At 71.6% G+C, this 17,077-nt stretch carries 15 protein-coding genes and 1 pseudogene; 7 read left to right on the top strand and 9 right to left on the bottom strand.

The features are described 5' to 3' along the window. Positions 1–4 precede the first annotated feature (4 nt). From ACZ41I_RS26870 to ACZ41I_RS26850, 5 genes and pseudogenes are all read right to left on the bottom strand, one after another. Positions 5–1,492, bottom strand: coding sequence for a dihydrolipoamide acetyltransferase family protein (locus ACZ41I_RS26870; RefSeq protein WP_468515235.1), 1,488 nt, complete (start codon positions 1,490–1,492; stop codon positions 5–7). Position 1,493: 1 nt separating this feature from the next. After that, entirely contained in the window at positions 1,494–2,576 is a 1,083-nt protein-coding gene (locus tag ACZ41I_RS26865) for an alpha-ketoacid dehydrogenase subunit beta (RefSeq protein ID WP_468515234.1), read from the bottom strand. Beyond that, on the bottom strand, positions 2,573–3,598 hold the full coding sequence (gene pdhA / locus ACZ41I_RS26860) for a pyruvate dehydrogenase (acetyl-transferring) E1 component subunit alpha (RefSeq protein ID WP_468515233.1): 1,026 nt from the start codon (positions 3,596–3,598) through the stop codon (positions 2,573–2,575). Before pdhA ends, ACZ41I_RS26865 begins: the two co-directional genes overlap by 4 nt. Beyond that, positions 3,595–5,427, bottom strand: a complete 1,833-nt coding sequence (acsA, locus tag ACZ41I_RS26855; protein ID WP_468515232.1) for an acetate--CoA ligase — start codon at positions 5,425–5,427, stop codon at positions 3,595–3,597. The genes pdhA and acsA overlap by 4 nt, the downstream gene beginning before the upstream one ends. Positions 5,428–5,583: 156 nt before the next feature. Then, positions 5,584–5,952, bottom strand: a pseudogene (locus ACZ41I_RS26850) (hemerythrin domain-containing protein); the annotation flags it as partial. 163 nt (positions 5,953–6,115) lie between these two features. On the opposite strand from ACZ41I_RS26850, the gene ACZ41I_RS26845 reads away from it, so the two are divergent. From ACZ41I_RS26845 to ACZ41I_RS26815, 7 genes are all read left to right on the top strand, one after another. Beyond that, positions 6,116–7,300 carry a 4Fe-4S dicluster domain-containing protein gene (locus ACZ41I_RS26845; protein ID WP_468515231.1) on the top strand — a complete coding sequence of 395 codons (1,185 nt, stop codon included), beginning with the start codon at positions 6,116–6,118 and terminating at the stop codon, positions 7,298–7,300. Then, on the top strand, positions 7,297–8,115 hold the full coding sequence (locus ACZ41I_RS26840) for an FAD/NAD(P)-binding protein (protein ID WP_468515230.1): 819 nt from the start codon (positions 7,297–7,299) through the stop codon (positions 8,113–8,115). The genes ACZ41I_RS26845 and ACZ41I_RS26840 overlap by 4 nt, the downstream gene beginning before the upstream one ends. A 1-nt stretch (position 8,116) precedes the next feature. Further along, entirely contained in the window at positions 8,117–8,965 is an 849-nt protein-coding gene (locus tag ACZ41I_RS26835; protein ID WP_468318081.1) for an NADH-quinone oxidoreductase subunit B family protein, read from the top strand. A 25-nt stretch (positions 8,966–8,990) separates the two neighbouring features. Further along, a complete protein-coding gene (locus ACZ41I_RS26830; RefSeq protein WP_468515229.1) occupies positions 8,991–10,337 on the top strand; it encodes a Ni/Fe hydrogenase subunit alpha in 1,347 nt (448 codons plus the stop codon). Further along, positions 10,334–10,813 (top strand): hydrogenase maturation protease, encoded by a 480-nt coding sequence (locus ACZ41I_RS26825; protein WP_468515228.1) that lies wholly within the window; start codon positions 10,334–10,336, stop codon positions 10,811–10,813. The genes ACZ41I_RS26830 and ACZ41I_RS26825 overlap by 4 nt, the downstream gene beginning before the upstream one ends. A gap of 121 nt (positions 10,814–10,934) precedes the next feature. After that, the gene (locus tag ACZ41I_RS26820; RefSeq protein WP_468318089.1) at positions 10,935–11,813 is read left to right on the top strand and encodes a universal stress protein; all 879 of its coding nucleotides are present in this window, start codon (positions 10,935–10,937) and stop codon (positions 11,811–11,813) included. A 145-nt stretch (positions 11,814–11,958) separates the two neighbouring features. Next, complete coding sequence (locus ACZ41I_RS26815; RefSeq protein WP_468515227.1) at positions 11,959–12,402, top strand: universal stress protein; 444 nt, start codon at positions 11,959–11,961, stop codon at positions 12,400–12,402. A gap of 28 nt (positions 12,403–12,430) precedes the next feature. On the opposite strand, the gene ACZ41I_RS26810 is transcribed toward ACZ41I_RS26815, so the two are convergent. From ACZ41I_RS26810 to ACZ41I_RS26795, 4 genes are read right to left on the bottom strand one after another with little or no spacing between them, the layout of a single operon-like run. Then, positions 12,431–13,087 (bottom strand): potassium channel family protein, encoded by a 657-nt coding sequence (locus ACZ41I_RS26810; protein ID WP_468318095.1) that lies wholly within the window; start codon positions 13,085–13,087, stop codon positions 12,431–12,433. After that, positions 13,084–13,743, bottom strand: coding sequence for a potassium channel family protein (locus tag ACZ41I_RS26805; protein ID WP_468515226.1), 660 nt, complete (start codon positions 13,741–13,743; stop codon positions 13,084–13,086). Before ACZ41I_RS26805 ends, ACZ41I_RS26810 begins: the two co-directional genes overlap by 4 nt. Further along, on the bottom strand, positions 13,740–16,595 hold the full coding sequence (locus ACZ41I_RS26800; RefSeq protein ID WP_468515225.1) for a cation-translocating P-type ATPase: 2,856 nt from the start codon (positions 16,593–16,595) through the stop codon (positions 13,740–13,742). The genes ACZ41I_RS26805 and ACZ41I_RS26800 overlap by 4 nt, the downstream gene beginning before the upstream one ends. Next, positions 16,585–17,043, bottom strand: coding sequence for a CBS domain-containing protein (locus ACZ41I_RS26795; protein ID WP_468318104.1), 459 nt, complete (start codon positions 17,041–17,043; stop codon positions 16,585–16,587). Before ACZ41I_RS26795 ends, ACZ41I_RS26800 begins: the two co-directional genes overlap by 11 nt. Positions 17,044–17,077: the final 34 nt, after the last annotated feature.

Raw genomic sequence — 17,077 nt, 5'->3', positions numbered from 1 at the left:
TGACTCACAGCTCCTCCGGTCTCTGCAGAAGTCGGCCGACCGCCGTGAGATAGCGCGCCCCCACGGCGCCGTCCGTGGCCCGGTGGTCGGCGGCCAAGGTCGCGGTCACCACCGGACGCACTCCGAGCATGCCGCCCGCGGCCCAGGGCCGCTCGACGACCGCGCCGAAGCCCACCAGGGCCACCTGGGGCGGGTGGATCACCCCGAACACGGCCTCCACGCCCTGGTCGCCCAGGCTGGTGCCGGTCAGGGTGGCGCCGGCCATCTCGGTCCCGCGCAGCCGGCCTCGGCGGGCACGCTGTACGAGATCCTTGAGACGGGTCATGAGGGTGTCGGGTGGCAGTGTGTCGGCGTTGTGGATCACCGGGGCGAGCAGTCCGCCCTGCCGGAGCGAGACCGCGAGGCCCAGGTTGATCTCGGATGCGGGGGCGAATCCGCCGTTCTGCCAGTAGCCGTTGAGCGCAGGCACCTTGCGTGCCGCGACGGCGGCGGCTTTCAGGAGCAGGGCTGCGGGCACGAGTCGGTCTGCGGGCGTGCGAGCGCGGTTGATCCGGCGGAGCCAGTCCTCGGCCGCCGTCAGGTCGATGGTGGTGGACAGGTAGTAGTGCGGGATCTCCCGCTTGGAGCGGCTCATGAGGTCGGCGATGGCACGGCGCATGGTGTCCGTACGGTCCTCCGGGCGGCTGTCTCTTCGTACTGCGGCGTCCGGATGCTTGTCGCCCTTCAGCGGGCCTCGATCGGTTCGTTCGGGTCCGTTTCCTCCGGCAAGGGTGCGCAGGGCCGTGCGCACGTCCGCCGCCCGCACGGCTCCGCCGTCCCCGGTGCCCCGCACCGCCGCCAGGTCGACGCCGAGGTCGTGGGCGAGGCGCCGTGCGTACGGGGTGGCCCGTACCCTCGGGGCGAGAGGCGGCTGGGCGTGCTCCACGTCGGCACGTGTGATTCGGCCGTTCGGGCCGGTGCCGTGCAGCGTCGTCAGGTCGACACCGCGCAGCACGGCCAGGTGCCGTACGAGCGGACCGGCGCCGATCACCGAGTCGGCTCCACCGGACGGCTCCGGGGGTGCATGTACGTGCTTGTCGGTCGGCTCCTTCCGGGATGCGGCGAGTGCCGGCTCCGGAGTCGCCCCGGGCTTGCGGGCCGCCTTCTTCCGAAGCACCGGACGCTGGTGCCGTGCGGCCGGTTCCTGGCCGGCTGCCGCGCGCGTGGGCGCCTTGTTCACGATGGCCTCCCCGACGCCCGCCAGCTCGTCTGGCACGGCTTGCTCCTCGATCAGCGCGAGCGGTGTTCCCACCGGTACCCGGGTACCGGGCTCCACGAGCAGCCGCCCCACCGTCCCGGACTCGAAGCACTCGACCTCGATGGCCGCCTTTTCGGTCTCCACGACTGCCATGACATCGCCCTTGTGCACCCGGTCCCCGGGACTCACGAGCCACTCCTGCAGCAGCCCCTCGTCCATGTCCGCGCCGAGCGAGGGCATGGTGAACGCGGTCATCTCAGCCCGACCTTCCGGTCACCGGTTGCCGTTCCGCCCCGTTGGCTCCGGTCGGCACCGGTTCACCCACGGCGCGGTGCGCGGCCGCGACGATTCCGTCGACCCGAGGCAGCGCGGCCTCTTCCAACCTGCGCGCGTAGGGTATGGGCACTTCGGCGCTGCACACCCGCTCCACGGGGGCGTCGAGGTCGTAGAAGTGCTGTTCGGTGAGGCGTGCCGAGATCTCCGCGGCGAGGCTGCCGGTGCGCCAGCCCTCGTCGACGACGACGGCACGGTGGGTGCGCGCGACCGAGTCGGCGACGGTGGCGTCGTCCAGGGGGCGCAGCGTGCGCAAATCGATGACCTCGGCGCTGATGCCGCCGCTCGCGAGGTCGTCGGCGGCGGCCAATGCCTTGGGCAGGGAGCCGCCGTACGTGATCAGCGAGACGTCCGTGCCGGGCCGACGGACCGCCGCGTGGTCGATGTCGACCGGCCCGGCGTCGGCGGGCAGGTCGCCCGAGACGTTGTACAGGGTGCCGTGCTCGAAGATCAGCACCGGGTCGGGGTCGGCGAGCGCGGGGGCCAGCATGTACCGGGCGTCGGTGAGGGTCGCCGGGGCCAGGACCCGCAGGCCGGGGATGTGCGCGTACCAGCCCTCCAGGCTGTGCGAGTGCTGGGCCGCGAGCTGTCGTCCCGCGCCCGTGGTCATCCGGATCACGATCGGTACGGGCAGTTGGCCGCCCGACATGTGCAGCAGGGTCGCCGCGTTGTTGATGATCTGGTCCAGGGCCAGCAGGCTGAAGTTGACCGTCACGATCTCGACGATCGGCCGCATGCCCGCCAGAGCGGCACCGATGCCCGCACCGACGAACGCCGACTCCGACAGCGGGGCGTCGCGGATCCGTTCGGGCCCGAACTCCTCCAGCAGGCCGAGGCTGACACCGAAGCAGCCGCCGTACCGGCCGACGTCCTCGCCCATCAGGAACACCCGCTCGTCGCTGCGCAGCGCCTCGCGCATGGCCTCACGCATGGCTTCCCGATACGTCGTCTTCCGGCCGGAAGGCGCGGCGGCTTCGGCGACACACGTGTGCGTCGTCGTGGTCATGGCCGGGTCACCTCCACCGGGCTGGTGACGTACTTCAGCAGATCCTCGACGGGCTCTTCCGGAGCCTGCTCGGCCGCTTCCACGGCCGCGTCGATCTCGGCGGCCAGACGGTCCTCCAAGGCTGTGCGGGCCTTGTCGGAAAGCTCCTTCGCATCCTGCAGCCGCCGCGCGAGCCCCTCGACCGGGTCGCGTTCCTTCCAGTGCTCGATCTCGGCCTTGTCGCGGTAGCGGTCGGAGTCGTACATGGAGTGAGCGCGGAAGCGGTACGTGCGCATCTCCAGGAAGTGCGGACCGGTTCCGGCACGCACCCCTTCGGCGGCCCGCCGGGCGGCGTCCTCGACGGCGAAGACGTCCATGCCGTCGACGGCCCAGGAGACCATGCCGTACGCGGCCGCGCGCAGCGCGAGGTCGGTCTGGGCCTGGTGGCGGGCCAGCGCCGTGCCCATCGCGTACAGGTTGTTCTCGCAGACCAGCAGCAGGGGCAGCTGCCAGAGCGCGGCGAGGTTGGCCGTCTCGTGGAACTCGCCCTCGGCGAAGGCGCCGTCGCCGAAGAAGCAGCAGGTGACGCGGTTGCGCCCGGTCATGCGGCCGGCGAGGGCGAGGCCGGCCGCGAGGGGGAGCCCGCCGCCGACGATCGCGTTGCCGCCGTAGAAGCGGCGGCCGGCGTCGAAGAGGTGCATCGAGCCGCCACGGCCTCGGCTGCAGCCGGTGACCTTGCCGAACATCTCCGCCATGATCGCCTCAGCCGGAACGCCGCGGGCGAGCGCGTGGCCGTGTTCGCGGTACGTCGACACGACCGCGTCGTCGTCAGTGAGGGCCTCGTTGACGCCGACGGCCACGGCTTCCTCGCCGATGTAGAGGTGCATGAAACCCCGGATGCGTGCCGCGCTGTACAGCTCCACACAGCGTTCCTCGAACCGGCGGACTCGCAGCATGGATTCCAGCAGGGCCAGGCGATGTGCGGCCTGACGGTTCGGCCGGGCGGCGGGCCGTGGTGCGCGGGCGCTGCGTGTGGTGGTCATGCGGGCTGCTCCGTCCTCGCCGTGGAGGCGGCCTCCGAAGCGGAGTCCTCCAGGGTGGAGATGTCGCCCTCGGGCAGGCCGAGTTCCCGTGCCCGCAGCAGGCGGCGCATGACCTTGCCGCTGCGGGTGTGCGGCAGGTGCTGGTCGAAGGCGATCTCGCGGGGCGCCACGGCCGGGCCCAGCCGGCGCCTGGCGAAGGCCAGCAGATCCCGCCGGGTCGCGCTGCTCGCGTCGAAGCCGGGCCGCAGCGTGACGAACGCCTTGACGATGTTCCCTGCCACGGGGTCCGGCCGGCCGATGACCCCGGACTCGGCGACCGCCGGATGCTCCATCAGAGCACTCTCGACCTCGAACGGCCCGATGAGGTGTCCTGCCGACTTGATGACGTCGTCGGCGCGCCCGATGAACCAGTACCAGCCGTCGGCGTCGCGCCGTACCAGGTCACCGGTGAGGTACCAGCCGTCCGCGAAGGCCGCCGCACTGCGTGGCTCGTCGTGCAGGTAGCCGCGGAACATGGACGGCCAGCCGGGCCGCAGCGCCAGTTCGCCCTCCACGCCGGGCTCCTCCAGTACGGTGACGTGCCCGTCGGCGACGTCGGCCCGGCCGTCCTCGCCGCGCCGCAGCACCGCCGCCTCCACACCGGGCAGCGGACGACCCATCGAGCCGGGGCGGATGTCGCAGGCGGCGAAGTTGGCGATCATGATGGCGCCGGTCTCGGTCTGCCACCAGTTGTCGTGCACCGGCTGCCCGAGCACGTCCCGCCCCCACACCACCGCCTCCGGGTTCAGCGGCTCGCCGACCGACGCGATGAACCGCAGCGCACTCAGGTCGAAGGAGCGCGGCAGGTCGTAAGGGCCCGTCCTCGGTGTGGTCCGCATCAGCATGCGCAGCGCCGTCGGCGCCGTGTACCAGACGCTCACCCGCTGCTCGGCGAGGATCCGGTACCAGCGCCGGGCGTCGTAGTCGCCCTCGTCCACCACGACCGTCACGCCGTGCAGGAGAGGGGCGACGATCCCGTACGACATGCCGGTCACCCAGCCCGGATCCGCGGTGCACCAGAACACGTCGTCCTGGTGGAGGTCGAGGGCGTACAGCGCGGTCATGCAGTGGGCCACGGCCGCCTCGTGCACGTGCACCGCCCCCTTGGGGATGCCGGTCGTGCCGCTCGTGAAGTGCAGCAGGGCCATGTCGTGGGGAGAGGTCGGCGGGATCGTGAAGGTGTCGGACGCGTCGGCCATCAGCGCGGTGAGGGACAGGGTGCCGGGCAGTTCGTCCGCGCCCTCGCCGACGATCAGTACGTGGCGCAGGGCGGCGAGTGCGCCGCGTCGCCCGGCGACCTTCCTGCGGTACAGGTCCGCCGTGGTGACCAGCACCTCCGCGTCACCCAGCGTCATCCGCTGGAACACCGGGTCCGGTCCGAACGCGGAGAACAGCGGGCACAGGACACTGGTGTTCTTCAGCGCGCCGAGCACCACGGTGTACAGCTCGGGGCAGCGCCCCAGCAGCGTCACCACCCGGTCGCCGTACCCGATTCCGAGGCCGCGGAGCACGTTGGCGAACCGTGCCGTCGAGCGGGCCAGCTCCCCGTAGGTCACCGAGGTGACGGAGTCGTCCCGTCCCACGCAGCGCAGCGCGACCGCTGTGGTTCGCTCCGACGCCGCGTGCCGGTCCACGGCCTCGTGCGCGATGTTCAGTCCCCGCCCACCGGGCAGCCCCTGCAGCCTGCCGCGTGCCGCCTGCCACGAAAAGCTCGCGCATTCCTTGTCGTAGTCGCGCAGATTGGGGGCGGTGCCCAGCGGGGTGCCCTTGCGGATGGTCTCCCACGGCATGCCGGCCCCTCCTTCCTTCGGATCCTTATCGACCATCCGCCCGGCTGGCCCCGTCCGCACTGGGTCGAAGGGCCCCGATCCGCGGCCGGACGGCTCAGATCCATGTCGTCCTTATCGCCTGCCGACGCGGAACACGGAGCCTGACGATGCCGTCGTTCAGGGAGCGAGGCAGAAGTAGTTCTCCTCCTCCTGGGTGAAGTGCAGGCGCAGGACGGTGTTCAGGCCGTACAGACAGGAGCGCAGGTCGTCGAGTTGCTCGGGGGAGAGGCCCCCGCTTGCGTGGGCAAGTTGCAGGTGGATGGCGATGCGGCGGGAGAGACGCTCTATTTCGGTGTGGGCACGGCTCATGGTGGCGGTGGCCTCGGGTCCGCCGAGCGTCGGCGCGAGGGCCGGGTACAGCTCGTGCTCCTCGGCGTACTCGTGCGGAAGGAGCCGTTGGACGAGCAGCCGGTGGGTCTCCTCGACGGCTTCCAGGGCCTGGGGGCCAGGGGAGTCGGAGAGCCGGTCGGCGGTGTCGCGGACGGATCAGCCACCACAACCGTTGGCCCCGGTCACCGGGACCAACGGACCCCGCGTGTGTGTCCACATGGCTCTGTCGGCGCGGCGCCACAGCCGAAATGCTGCGATCGTAGGTGTGAGGGGACGGCGGGGCTCCACGTGCCGTCCGCTGTGCCGAAGGAGGTCGGTCATGAGCACCGACGCCGATGTGCATGCCTCCCAGCCGCCCGCGTCCGGCGGGCTCGTCATGGGCAAGGACGGTATGGCCGTGCTCGTGGACGTGCTGGTCCGGCGCGGGTTCACCGTGGTCGGCCCCACGGTGCGGGACGGTGCGATCGTGCTGGCGGAGCTGCGGTCGGCCGACGAGTTGCCGTACGGATGGGGAGTGGAGCTGGAGGCCGGGCGGTACCGGCTGCGGGAGCGGCCGGACGGCGCGGCCTTCGCGAACGCGGCGGGTCCCCAGTCGTGGAAGTCCTTCCTGCACCCGGCACGGGTGCGGGAATGGAGTGCCGACCGGGTGGAGGGGGAGCTGGTCTTCACGGCAGACCAGGCCACGCCGCCTCGGTACGCCTTCCTGGGTGTGCGCCCCTGCGATCTGAGGGCCATCGCCATCCAGGACCGCGTACTGACCGGTGGGGCGTACCGCGATCCCGGCTACGAGGGGCGGCGTTCCGGGGCCTTGCTGATCGTGGTCGAGTGCACGGAGCCCGGCGCCACGTGCTTCTGCGTCTCGATGGGCACCGGACCCGCTGCCGGTCCCGGCTATGACCTGGTGATGACGGAAGTGGTCGACGAGGACGGGCATCGCTTCTGGATGCGCAGCGGCAGCGAGGAAGGCGCGGAGATCCTGGCCGAACTGCCCGCTCGTCCGGCCGACCCCGAAACCCGACAGACGGCTCGCGCGGGCGTCACGGCCGCCGCGGACCGCATGGGCAGGACCATGCCCGAAGCCGACCTGCGGGAGCTGATGGCCGGGACCCTCGACGCCCCCCGCTGGGACGACGTCGCAGGGCGGTGCCTGACGTGCGGTAACTGCACCATGGTGTGCCCCACCTGCTTCTGCACCACCACCGAGGACGTCACGGACCTCAGCGGTGACCACGCGGAGCGGTGGCGGCTGTGGGACTCCTGCTTCGACCTGGACTTCTCCCAGCTGCACGGCGGTCCGGTCCGTGGCTCCTCGCGCAGCCGCTACCGGCAGTGGATGACCCACAAACTCGGCACCTGGTACGACCAGTTCGGCTCGTCCGGCTGCGTGGGCTGCGGGCGTTGCATCGTGTGGTGCCCCGTCGGCATCGACATCACCGAGGAAGCGGCCGCCCTGCACGACTGGACACAGTCCGGGACGTCGGCATCGGCGCCGGAGCCACCATGAGCACTGTGACGCCCCCGCTGCCGTACCGGGTCGCCGGCACCTGGGACGAGACCGGCGACACCCGGTCGATCGAGCTCGTACCGGCCGGACGGAGACTCCCGCCTTTCGCACCAGGGCAGTTCGCGATGCTCTACGCGTTCGGGGTCGGTGAGGTGCCCATCTCTGCCAGCGCCCTGCAGGGCCGCCACGGAGGGCTCGTACACACCGTGCGTGCGGTGGGTGCGGTCTCCGCCGCCCTCTGCCGACTGCGCCCGGGTGACAGCGTCGGGCTCAGCGGGCCGTACGGCACCGGCTGGGACCTCGAAGCGGCGGTCGGCCACGATGTTCTGATCGTCGCCGGCGGCATCGGTCTGGCACCGTTGCGGCCGGTCGTCCACGCCGTCCTGGACCGGCAGGCGGCGTACGGTCCGCTCGCGGTCCTCGTCGGCGCCCGTACCCCTGCCGATCTGGTCTACCGCGACGAGGTCGAGAGCTGGCGCGGCCAGGCCCGGGTGGAGGTGACCGTCGACCGGCCCGCCCCGGGCTGGCAGGGCGCGGTGGGCGTGGTCACCACGCTCCTGGACCGCCTCGAACTGCGCCCGGAACGGACCTGCGCGTTGGTGTGCGGGCCTGAGGTGATGATGCGGCACACCGCTCGCGACCTCGTGGTGCGGGGCCTGGCCGCGCACCGCGTTCAGGTGTCCCTGGAACGCAACATGCACTGCGCCACCGGCCACTGCGGCCACTGCCAGCTCGGTCCGCTCCTGCTGTGCCGCGACGGGCCGGTCGTCGGCTACGACCGGGTGGCGCCCCTGCTCCTTGTGAGGGAGTTGTGACATGGTCACCGACCTCGGCCCGGTCATTCGCACACGGCCGACGCTCGCCGTGTGGAAGTTCGCCTCCTGCGACGGCTGCCAGCTGACCCTGCTGGACTGCGAGGACGAACTCCTCGGCCTCACCGAGCGCGTACGGATCGACCACTTCCTGGAGATGACCCCGGCCGAGGGCGCCGACAGGGAACGCGCGCAGCTGGAGGGCCGGGGGCCGTACGACCTCTCCCTGGTGGAAGGGTCGATCACCACCGTCGAGGACGCCGAGCGGATCCAGCACGTCCGCCGCATCTCCCGGTACCTGGTGACCATCGGGGCCTGCGCCACCGCGGGCGGCATCCAGGCCCTGCGCAACTTCGCCGACGTCGACGACTTCCTCGCCGCCGTCTACGCCCGGCCGGAGTACATCGCCACGCTGGAGACCTCGACACCGATCTCGGCCCATGTGCCGGTCGACTTCGAGCTGCGTGGGTGCCCCATCGACCGTCGCCAGCTCCTCGAGGTCATCACCGCCTACCTGGCCGGCCGCAGGCCCCAGATCTCCAACCACAGCGTCTGCTTCGAGTGCAAGAGGCGCGGCACCACCTGCATCACCGTGGCCCACGGCACCCCCTGTCTGGGCCCGGTCACGCACGCGGGGTGCGGTGCCATCTGCCCCGCCTACGGTCGCGGCTGCTACGGCTGCTTCGGACCGTCGAGCAAACCCAACCTGCGCTCCATGATCGCCCAGTTGCGCCACGACGGGATGAGCGAGCGGGACGTCCAGCGTGTCTTCCGCACCTTCAACGCCGCGTCGCCGGAATATGCCCCCGTACCCGACCTCGCGGCCGAGGAGCGACAGAGCCCTCCGGCCTGACGGACCCCCGCCCGGAAAGGCTCGCATGAACCATCGCGGAACCCGCGTCCTGCGGCTGGACGCGCTGGCCAGGGTGGAAGGCGAGGCTGCCCTCCACCTGCGCGTCGAGGGTGACACGGTCGCCGAGACGCGGTTGCGCATCTACGAACCCCCACGCTTCTTCGAGGCCTTCCTGACCGGCCGGGGCCACACCGAACCCCCTGACATCACCGCCCGCATCTGCGGCATCTGCCCGGTCGCCTACCAGATGAGCGCCTGCCAGGCGATCGAGAACGCCAGCGGCGTCACGGTCGACGGCCCCCTCGCGCAGCTGCGCCGCCTGCTGTACTGCGGCGAGTGGATCGAGAGCCACACCCTGCACATCTACCTGTTGCACGCCCCGGACTTCCTGGGGCGTGCCGACGTCGTGGAACTCGCCCGCGACCACCGAGCGGCCGTCGAGCGCGGCCTGAGGCTCAAGCAGGCCGGCAACGCGATCGTCGAACAGCTCGGCGGCCGCCCCATCCACCCGGTCAACGTCCGGATCGGCGGCTTCTACCGGACGCCGACAGCGGACGAGCTACGCCCTCTGGCGGAACGGCTGCGGCAAGCCCGGGACGACGCGCTGGAGACCGTCCGCTGGGTAGCGGCGTTCGACTTCCCCGACGCGGTGTGCGACCACGACCTGTTCGCGCTGCGCGACCCCGGCCGGTACGCCGTCGACACCGGGACACCGGCGGTCATGGCCGTTGCCGACAAAGGCCGGGCGCCGCACTCGATCCCCCTGTCCGACTTCGAACAGCACGTCCGGGAAGGGCAGGTACCCCACTCAACCGCCCTGACGGCCACGCTCGACGGCCGCCGCTACCTCACCGGCCCGCTGGCCCGCTACGCGATCAACGGCCAGTGGCTGCATCCCGTGGCTGCCGAGGCGGCGGGGGAAGCCGGTCTCGGTGATCCCGCGGCCGGCGCCATCTGCGACAACCCCTTCCGCAGCATCGTCGTACGGGCCATCGAAGTGGTGCAGGCCGTAGAGGAGGCCGTGCGGATCATCGACGGATACGAACCACCTCCCCGGCCGGCTGTCGAGGTCCCGCCCCGCCGGGGCGTGGGCGTCGGCGCCACCGAGGCGCCCCGGGGCCTGCTGTACCACCGCTACGCGCTCACGGAGGACGGCACGCTCACCGAGGCCCGCATCGTCCCGCCCACGGCTCAGAACCAGACGGCCATCGAGGAGGACGTGCGCAGAGCTGTCCAGGCTCGCCTCGACGGGCCCGAGCCGGCCGCCGACGACGAGGAACTGACTCGTCTCTGCGAACGGGCCATCCGCAACCATGATCCCTGTATCTCCTGTGCCGCCCACTTCCTCGACGTCACCGTGGAACGCGCATGAGCCGGCGGGTCGTGGTGATCGGCGTGGGCAATCCCCTGCGCGGTGACGACGGTGTCGGCCCGGCAGCCGTGGAGGCCTTGCGGGCCCGGGTTCCCGACGGAACCGTCCTGGCAGTCAGCGACGGTGAACCTGCCCGCATGCTCGACCTGTGGCGCGGCGCTGACACGGTGGTCGTGGTGGAAGCGCTCCGTGCACGGCCGAGCCGGCCAGGGGAGCTGCACACCCTCACGGCGGCGGACGCGGCCGCCCGAACAGCGGGTACGGCGAGTACGCATGCGCTCGGCCTCGGGGAGTGCCTCGCCCTGGCGGAGGCCCTCGACCAGCTGCCGCCGAGTCTCGTGGTGCACGCCATGGAGGTGGCCGACGTCGAACTCGGCGCGCGCCTGAGCGAAGCGGTGCGGTCGGCGCTCCCGGGATTGGTCGACCGGGTCGCCGCCTCCGTGCGGCAGGCGTACGAGCGAAACCACGAGCGGTAGCGGGGCCGAAGGTCCCCCGGCACGGGTCGAACCGCCCTCGCGACCTGTGCCACGGGGATGCGACGGTGAAGGTCACCCCCATGTGCCGTACGCCAGGCACCCAGGAAAGGCGGTGGGGACGATGACACTCCCTCTGGTGGTGGGCGTCGACGGGTCGGACTCGTGTCTGACGGCGGTCGACTGGGCCGTGGACGAGGCCGTACGCCACGGTGCTCCGATGAGGCTCGTGTACGCCTCCCTGTGGGAGCGCTATGAGGCCGGCCTTCCTTCGGTGGGCCCGGGGCGCCCTTCCGAGCAGGTGCTGGCCGAGCACATCGTGGCTTCGGCGGCCGATCGTGCCGAACGGCGCAACCCGGATGTCAAGGTGACCACCGACATCATCCCGGAGGACCCGGTGGCCGCTCTCGTCCACGAGGGCGGCCAGGCCCTCACGCTGGTGACGGGTTCGCGTGGCCGGGGCGAGGTCAAGGGACTGCTTCTCGGGTCGGTCGGTCTGGCCGTGTCGGCCCGTGCGCACTGCCCGGTGATCGTCGTCCGGGGCGATCCGGCGGGGCTCGCGGGCACGCATGAGCGGATCCTGCTGGGCATCGGTGACGCCGACGACACGAGCACCGAGGCCGTGCGGTACGCCTTCCGGGAGGCCGAAGTGCGCGGCTGTGTCCTGGACGTGGTGCATGCCTGGCGCAGGCCCGCCTTCGACAGGAACGGCAACAGGACAGGTACAGGAGGGCCGGCGGACACGTACGAGGAGCGTGCCTCCGCTGTCGTCGACGCTCGGCTCAAGGCCGCGATCGCCGAGTATCCGCATGTCCGGACGCACCCGGCGACGCCGGAGGGACCGGCCGCCAAGGTCCTCGTGGACCGGTCGGCGGCTGCCGACCTGGTGATCGTCGGGGCCCGACGCCGAACGAGCGCCTTCGGATTCCAGCTCGGCCGCGTGAGCCATGCACTCCTGCACCATGCCCAGTGCCCGGTCGCGGTCGTGCCCGAACGGCAGTGAAGGTTCGGCCGCTGACGGCACCGTCGCTCCCGTCGTCCGTCATGCCGCTGGATGCTCATCGCTGGCGGTGCGGCGAGGAGGCCCGCAGCGTGGAGAACAGAGGTGTACCGGCCCGGCGGGCACGGACGAAGGAGAGGTGGGACGCATGGAAAAGGATGCCTCCGAGCGCCGGGTGGTGGTCGGTGTCGACGGGTCGCAGTCCTCGTACGAGGCCCTGCGCTGGGCAGTGCGCTATGCCGGCCTGGTCGGCGGCACCGTGGACGCCGTCGCGGTGTGGGAGCTGCCGGGCCTGTACGGCTGGTCGGCGCCCGCCGTGGACATGGACGTCGACGAGGACGAGACCCGGCAGAAGATGAGCCAGGAACTGACCGATGTGCTCGGCGCGGGAGCTGCCGACGCGGTCAGGACCCACGTGGTGCACGGAAACCCCGCCGACGTCCTGCTGAGAGCAGCCGAAGGAGCCGAGGTCCTGGTCGTCGGCAGCCGGGGCAGGGGCGGGTTCGCCCGCGCCCTGCTCGGCTCCGTCAGCCAGCACGTGTCGCAGCACGCGAGCTGCCCGGTCGTGATCGTGCGCTGCCAGAAGCAGTGACGCGAAGCCGGTCCCGTGCCGGGGCAGCTCACTGGAAAGCCGCGTGGATCTCCTGTTCGGTCGCCTCGTGCGACACGAGCAGCAACTCGTCGCCGGGGAGCAGCCGCACCTCGGGACCCGGGACAGTGGGCTGCCCGCCCCGTACGACGGTGGCGACCACGGTGCCGGCGGGCAGGGAGACCTCGCCCAGCGTGTGACCGGCGGCCCGGGACCGTTCGGTGATCGCGGTCTCGATGACCTCGACACCGGCCTTGCTCAGCCGCAGCAGTGCCACCGTGTCCGTGGCTCCGGTGGCTTCCTCGATGAGGGAGATCAGCGGGGTGGCGGCGGGCACCGCCGCGTCCACGCCCCACCGCTGGTCGAAGAGCCAGGCGTTCTCCGCCTCGTTGACGCGCGCGGCCACCCGCCCCACCCCGAACTGCCGCTTCGCCAGCAGGCTGATGACCAGGTTGTCCTCGTCGCGGCCGGTGACCGCGATGACGAGGTCGCAGGCCAGCACGCCCGCGCTCTCCAACAGGCCCGGCTCGCAGGCGTCCCCCGCCACGAGGCGCACGTGCGGCAGGCCTCCGAGTTCCGCTGCACGCTCGTCGTCGTACTCGACGAGGGTGACGTCGTTGCGGGCGGCGGACAGCACCTGGGCGATCTGGGTGCCGAGTCGTCCCGCGCCCGCGATCAGGACCTTCACGTTCCCAGCTCCTTGTCGAGAAAGCCGCTCAGCCGGCCCAGCGCCGTTGCTGCGACACCGAAGGTGACGAGGTCGCCGGGCTCGGCCAGGACACCGCGTGCGGGCAGCAGCGAGCGGCCGCCACGGGTGATCTCCACGACCCGGATCTCGCCGTCGACGTCGAACTCCGTGACCTGCCGTCCGGAGAGATAGGACGGCAGCTGGGAGCGGACGAGGAGCGTCTCGCCGTTGCCGAAGGAGACTTCGGGGGTGAGGTGCCGGTGCAGCAGCATCTGGTGGATGCGGCCCACGGCCCAGCGGACGCTGGAGATGGTCGGGATTCCCAGGTCCCGGTAGATGTCGGCGCGGCGCGGATCGTGGATGCGGGCGAGGACGATCGGGACCCGGTACGTCTCCTTGGCGGTGCGCGCGCTGACGATGTTGCTGTTGTCCCCGGAGGTGACGGCGACGAACGCGTCCGCATGGGCGATGCCGGCCGATTCCAGCGCGGAGCGGCTGAAGCCGTTGCCGACGTGAAAGGCGCCGGGGAAGCCCGGTGGCAAGCTCCGCCGCGCTTTGGGCTGGCGGTCGATGAGGCGGACGTCATGGCCCTCGGTGACGAGTTGCGTGGCCAGGGTGGCCCCGAGCCGACCGCAGCCCGCGATGATCACTCTCATGGCGTTCCTCCCTTCGGGGAAGATCTCCGGTGCCGCAGCGTCCACTTGCGGACTTCCTCGGCCGCCAGCAGCAGTGCTCCGAACGCCACCAGGACCGCCCAGTCGGCGGGGACCAGCGGCGCGGTGTTGAAGACGGACTGGAGCGGTGGCGCGTAGCTGATGGCGGCCATCAGCCCGATGCCGAAGCAGCCGGCGGCCAGCAGCCACGGATTGCTCAGCAGACCGGCTCGGAAGACACTCTGCCGGTCGGTGCGCACGGCCAGCGCGTTGAAGAACTGGCTGACGACGATGCCGGCCTGGACCATCGTGATCGCCTCGCGGTAGACGGGGCTGTCCTTGGTGAAGTCCGTGTAGGGGATGCCGGAGGCGTGGATGTGCCAGAAGAAGACGGCGCACACGCCGAGGGCCTGGATACCGCCCAGGAAGAGGATGCGGCCCATGACGGCGGCCGAGAAGAGCCGCTCCTGTCGGGGCCTCGGCGGGCTGTTCATGACGTCGGGTTCCATCGGTTCCGCACCGAGCGCGAGGGCGGGCAGCACGTCGGAGCCGAGGTCGATGGCGAGGATCTGTACGGCCGTGATCGGCACCAGCGGGAACCCGGCGAAGGTCGCCGCGAGGATCGGCATGAGTTCGGCGATGTTGTGGCTGAAGAGGTAGATCAGGAACTTGCGGATGTTGCGGTAGACCGAGCGGCCCAGTCCCACCGCGGTGGTGATGGAGGCGAACGAGTCGTCGAGCAGCACCATCACGGCGGCCTCACGGGCGACGTCGGTGCCGGAGGCGCCCATGGCGACGCCGATGTCCGCGTGCTTGAGGGCCGGGGCGTCGTTGGCCCCGTCGCCGGTGACGGCTACGACCTCTCCGCGCCGCTGCAGCGCGGTGACCACCCGCATCTTGTGCTCGGGGCTGACGCGGCACAGCAGCAGTTCGGTGGAGCCGGTCAGCAGGTCGTCCAGGCCGCTGTCGTCCATCGTGTCCAGCTGGGTGCCGGTCGCCACGGCTGGAGCCGTCTCGCGCACGATGCCGACGCGACGGGCGACCGCCTCCGCGGTCAGCGGATGGTCACCGGTGACCATGACGATGCGGATCCCGGCCCGTCGGCACGCGTCCACCGCGTCCCGTACCTCCGGCCGGGGCGGGTCGTACATCCCGGCGAGCCCCAGCAGGGTCAGCTCCGACTCGACATCCGCGATCGGCGGCCGAGGCCCGGAGACCTGCCGTCGGGCGACCGCCAGCACCCGCAGGCCCTGCCCGGCCATGCCGTCCGCGGATGCGACCACACGGCTGCGATCGGCCTCCGTCAGCGGCGTCTTCCCCTCGCCCTGGTCCAGGGCGTCGCAGCGGGTGAGCAGTTCGAGGGGGGCGCCTTTGGTACATGCGAAGTACGTCCCGTCGCTGTCGCGATGGACGGTGCTCATCAGTTTCCGCGCCGAGTCGAAGGGATACTCCGCCACCCGGGGTGCCCGCATCTCCTCCTTGGCGGGATCCAGACCGGCCTTCATGGCCGCCACCAGCAGCGCACCCTCGGTCGTGTCTCCCAGCACCCGCCACGCGTCCCGCCCGGCGGGCCGCACCAGCCGGGCGTTGCTGCACAGAGCCGCCGCCCGCAACAGCCCCCGCACGGGCGGAGCGTCGGTGATCTCACCGACCGGCGCGTACCCCACTCCCGCCACGGCGTGCGACACCCCGTCCGCCCACAGCTGCACGACGGTCATCTCGGCCTGCGTGAGAGTGCCCGTCTTGTCGGTGCAGATCACGCTGGTCGAACCCAGCGCCTCCACGGCGAGCAACTGCTTGACCAGTGCGTGCCGACGGGCCATGCGACGCACACCGATCGCCAGCGACACGGAGAGCGTGGCCGGCAGCCCCTCGGGCACGAGAGCGACCATCACTCCCAGCGAGAAGACGAACGTGTCGACGAACGGCTGCCCGCTGGGCGCGCGCACCGCGAACAAGGCGGCGCCGGTTGCGAGTGCCACGCCCGCGACCCGGCGGGCCATGACGGCGACCTGCCGCTGCAATGGGGTCTGCTGCCTCGGGGCGGCGGCGGTGAGCCGGAAGATCCTCCCGAACTCGGTGGCCGTGGCGGTGGCGAACACGACGGCCTTGCCGGTGCCGGCGACCAGGTCGGTGCCCATGAAGACGCAGTTGCGTGCCTCCAGCGGCGGCCCCGGCGGCACGGGTTCCGCGATGCGTGTGACGGGTTCGCTCTCACCGGTGAGAGCGGCGTTGTTGACGGCCGCCTCCTGAGCCTCGACCAGCCGGCAGTCGGCCGGCACCGCGTCCCCGGCCTCCAGGACCACCACATCGCCCGGCACCAGATCCCGCGCGGACAACTCCCGCCGCTCCCCGTCCCGCAGTACCCGGCAGGTATGCGGCACCATCGCCTGCAAGGACTCCGCGGTGCGCTCGGCGGAGTACTCCTGTGCGAAACCGATGCCGGCGTTCAGCAGCACCACACCGAAGATGGCCAGGGCCAGTTGCAGGGTGGCCGGGTCCCGGGGCTGTCCCAGCCAGTGGGCGAGGAACGTGATCGCCGAGGAGACCAGCAGGACGACCGCGAAGAGGTCGGTGAACTGGGCGAGCAGCCGACGCCATACCTGGCCGTGGCTCGCTCCGGGCAGCTCGTTGGGGCCGTGGCGGTCCCGTCGGGCGGTGGTCTCGGCCGGTGTCAGACCGCGCGGGGAGCTTTCCAGGGCGGCGAAGACCGCGGGAACCGGCAGGGAGGGGATCGACGGCACAGGGGTGCTCGGCCGGTCCGTGGGTGGCGGCTGTGCCGCGGTCTCGCCGCCCGCCGCCGGACCGTCCTCGTGGAGTGCGGTCGTGCCCTGCCGGGCCTGTTCAGGGTTCATCCGGGGCTCCGGCCTCCTGGGGCGGTCCCGGAGGCTCCTGCAGGACGCTCCAGGCCACCGGCCCCAGCAGGTCGGTGAACCGCCGGAACAGGTCGAGGAACAGGTCGTCGATCGTCAGCACCCCCACCACCCGGCCCGCGTCCAGGACCGGAAGCCGACGGACCCCCGTGCGACGGAACGTGCGATAGGCAGCCCCTAGATCCTCGACGGCCTCGACCGTGACGACGCGGGTCGACATCACCGCGTCCACCCGGGCCCTCGCGTCCAGGCCGCCGCCCATGCCACGAACGGCGAGGTCGCGGTCGGTAACGATGCCGTGCAGTGCTCCGTCCTCGACCACCAGCACAGACCCGACGGCGCTCTCGGCCATCCACAGGGCCACCTCGGCCAGGGTGGCCTTCGGCGCCACGCACACCGGAGGAGCCGTCATCACCTCGGAGACCTTCATGCGCTCCTCCTCGCTGTCCCACGGTTCGAGGGTC

The organism is Streptomyces sp. NPDC030799 (assembly GCF_055572255.1).
The sequence above is the reverse complement of the archived record's forward strand: the minus strand, read 5'-3'. Positions and strand labels throughout refer to the sequence as shown.

Excerpts from the sequence above, each read along its gene's own strand:
- ACZ41I_RS26830 (WP_468515229.1), top strand. The coding sequence starts at position 8,991 with ATGAACCATCGCGGAACCCGCGTCCTGCGGCTGGACGCGCTGGCCAGG.
- ACZ41I_RS26820 (WP_468318089.1), top strand. The coding sequence starts at position 10,935 with ATGACACTCCCTCTGGTGGTGGGCGTCGACGGGTCGGACTCGTGTCTG.
- acsA (WP_468515232.1), bottom strand. The coding sequence starts at position 5,427 with ATGCCGTGGGAGACCATCCGCAAGGGCACCCCGCTGGGCACCGCCCCC.
- ACZ41I_RS26845 (WP_468515231.1), top strand. The coding sequence starts at position 6,116 with ATGAGCACCGACGCCGATGTGCATGCCTCCCAGCCGCCCGCGTCCGGC.
- ACZ41I_RS26805 (WP_468515226.1), bottom strand. The coding sequence starts at position 13,743 with ATGAGAGTGATCATCGCGGGCTGCGGTCGGCTCGGGGCCACCCTGGCC.
- ACZ41I_RS26795 (WP_468318104.1), bottom strand. The coding sequence starts at position 17,043 with ATGAAGGTCTCCGAGGTGATGACGGCTCCTCCGGTGTGCGTGGCGCCG.
- ACZ41I_RS26865 (WP_468515234.1), bottom strand. The coding sequence starts at position 2,576 with ATGACCACGACGACGCACACGTGTGTCGCCGAAGCCGCCGCGCCTTCC.
- ACZ41I_RS26815 (WP_468515227.1), top strand. The coding sequence starts at position 11,959 with ATGGAAAAGGATGCCTCCGAGCGCCGGGTGGTGGTCGGTGTCGACGGG.
- pdhA (WP_468515233.1), bottom strand. The coding sequence starts at position 3,598 with ATGACCACCACACGCAGCGCCCGCGCACCACGGCCCGCCGCCCGGCCG.
- ACZ41I_RS26835 (WP_468318081.1), top strand. The coding sequence starts at position 8,117 with ATGGTCACCGACCTCGGCCCGGTCATTCGCACACGGCCGACGCTCGCC.
- ACZ41I_RS26870 (WP_468515235.1), bottom strand. The coding sequence starts at position 1,492 with ATGACCGCGTTCACCATGCCCTCGCTCGGCGCGGACATGGACGAGGGG.
- ACZ41I_RS26840 (WP_468515230.1), top strand. The coding sequence starts at position 7,297 with ATGAGCACTGTGACGCCCCCGCTGCCGTACCGGGTCGCCGGCACCTGG.
- ACZ41I_RS26800 (WP_468515225.1), bottom strand. The coding sequence starts at position 16,595 with ATGAACCCTGAACAGGCCCGGCAGGGCACGACCGCACTCCACGAGGAC.
- ACZ41I_RS26825 (WP_468515228.1), top strand. The coding sequence starts at position 10,334 with ATGAGCCGGCGGGTCGTGGTGATCGGCGTGGGCAATCCCCTGCGCGGT.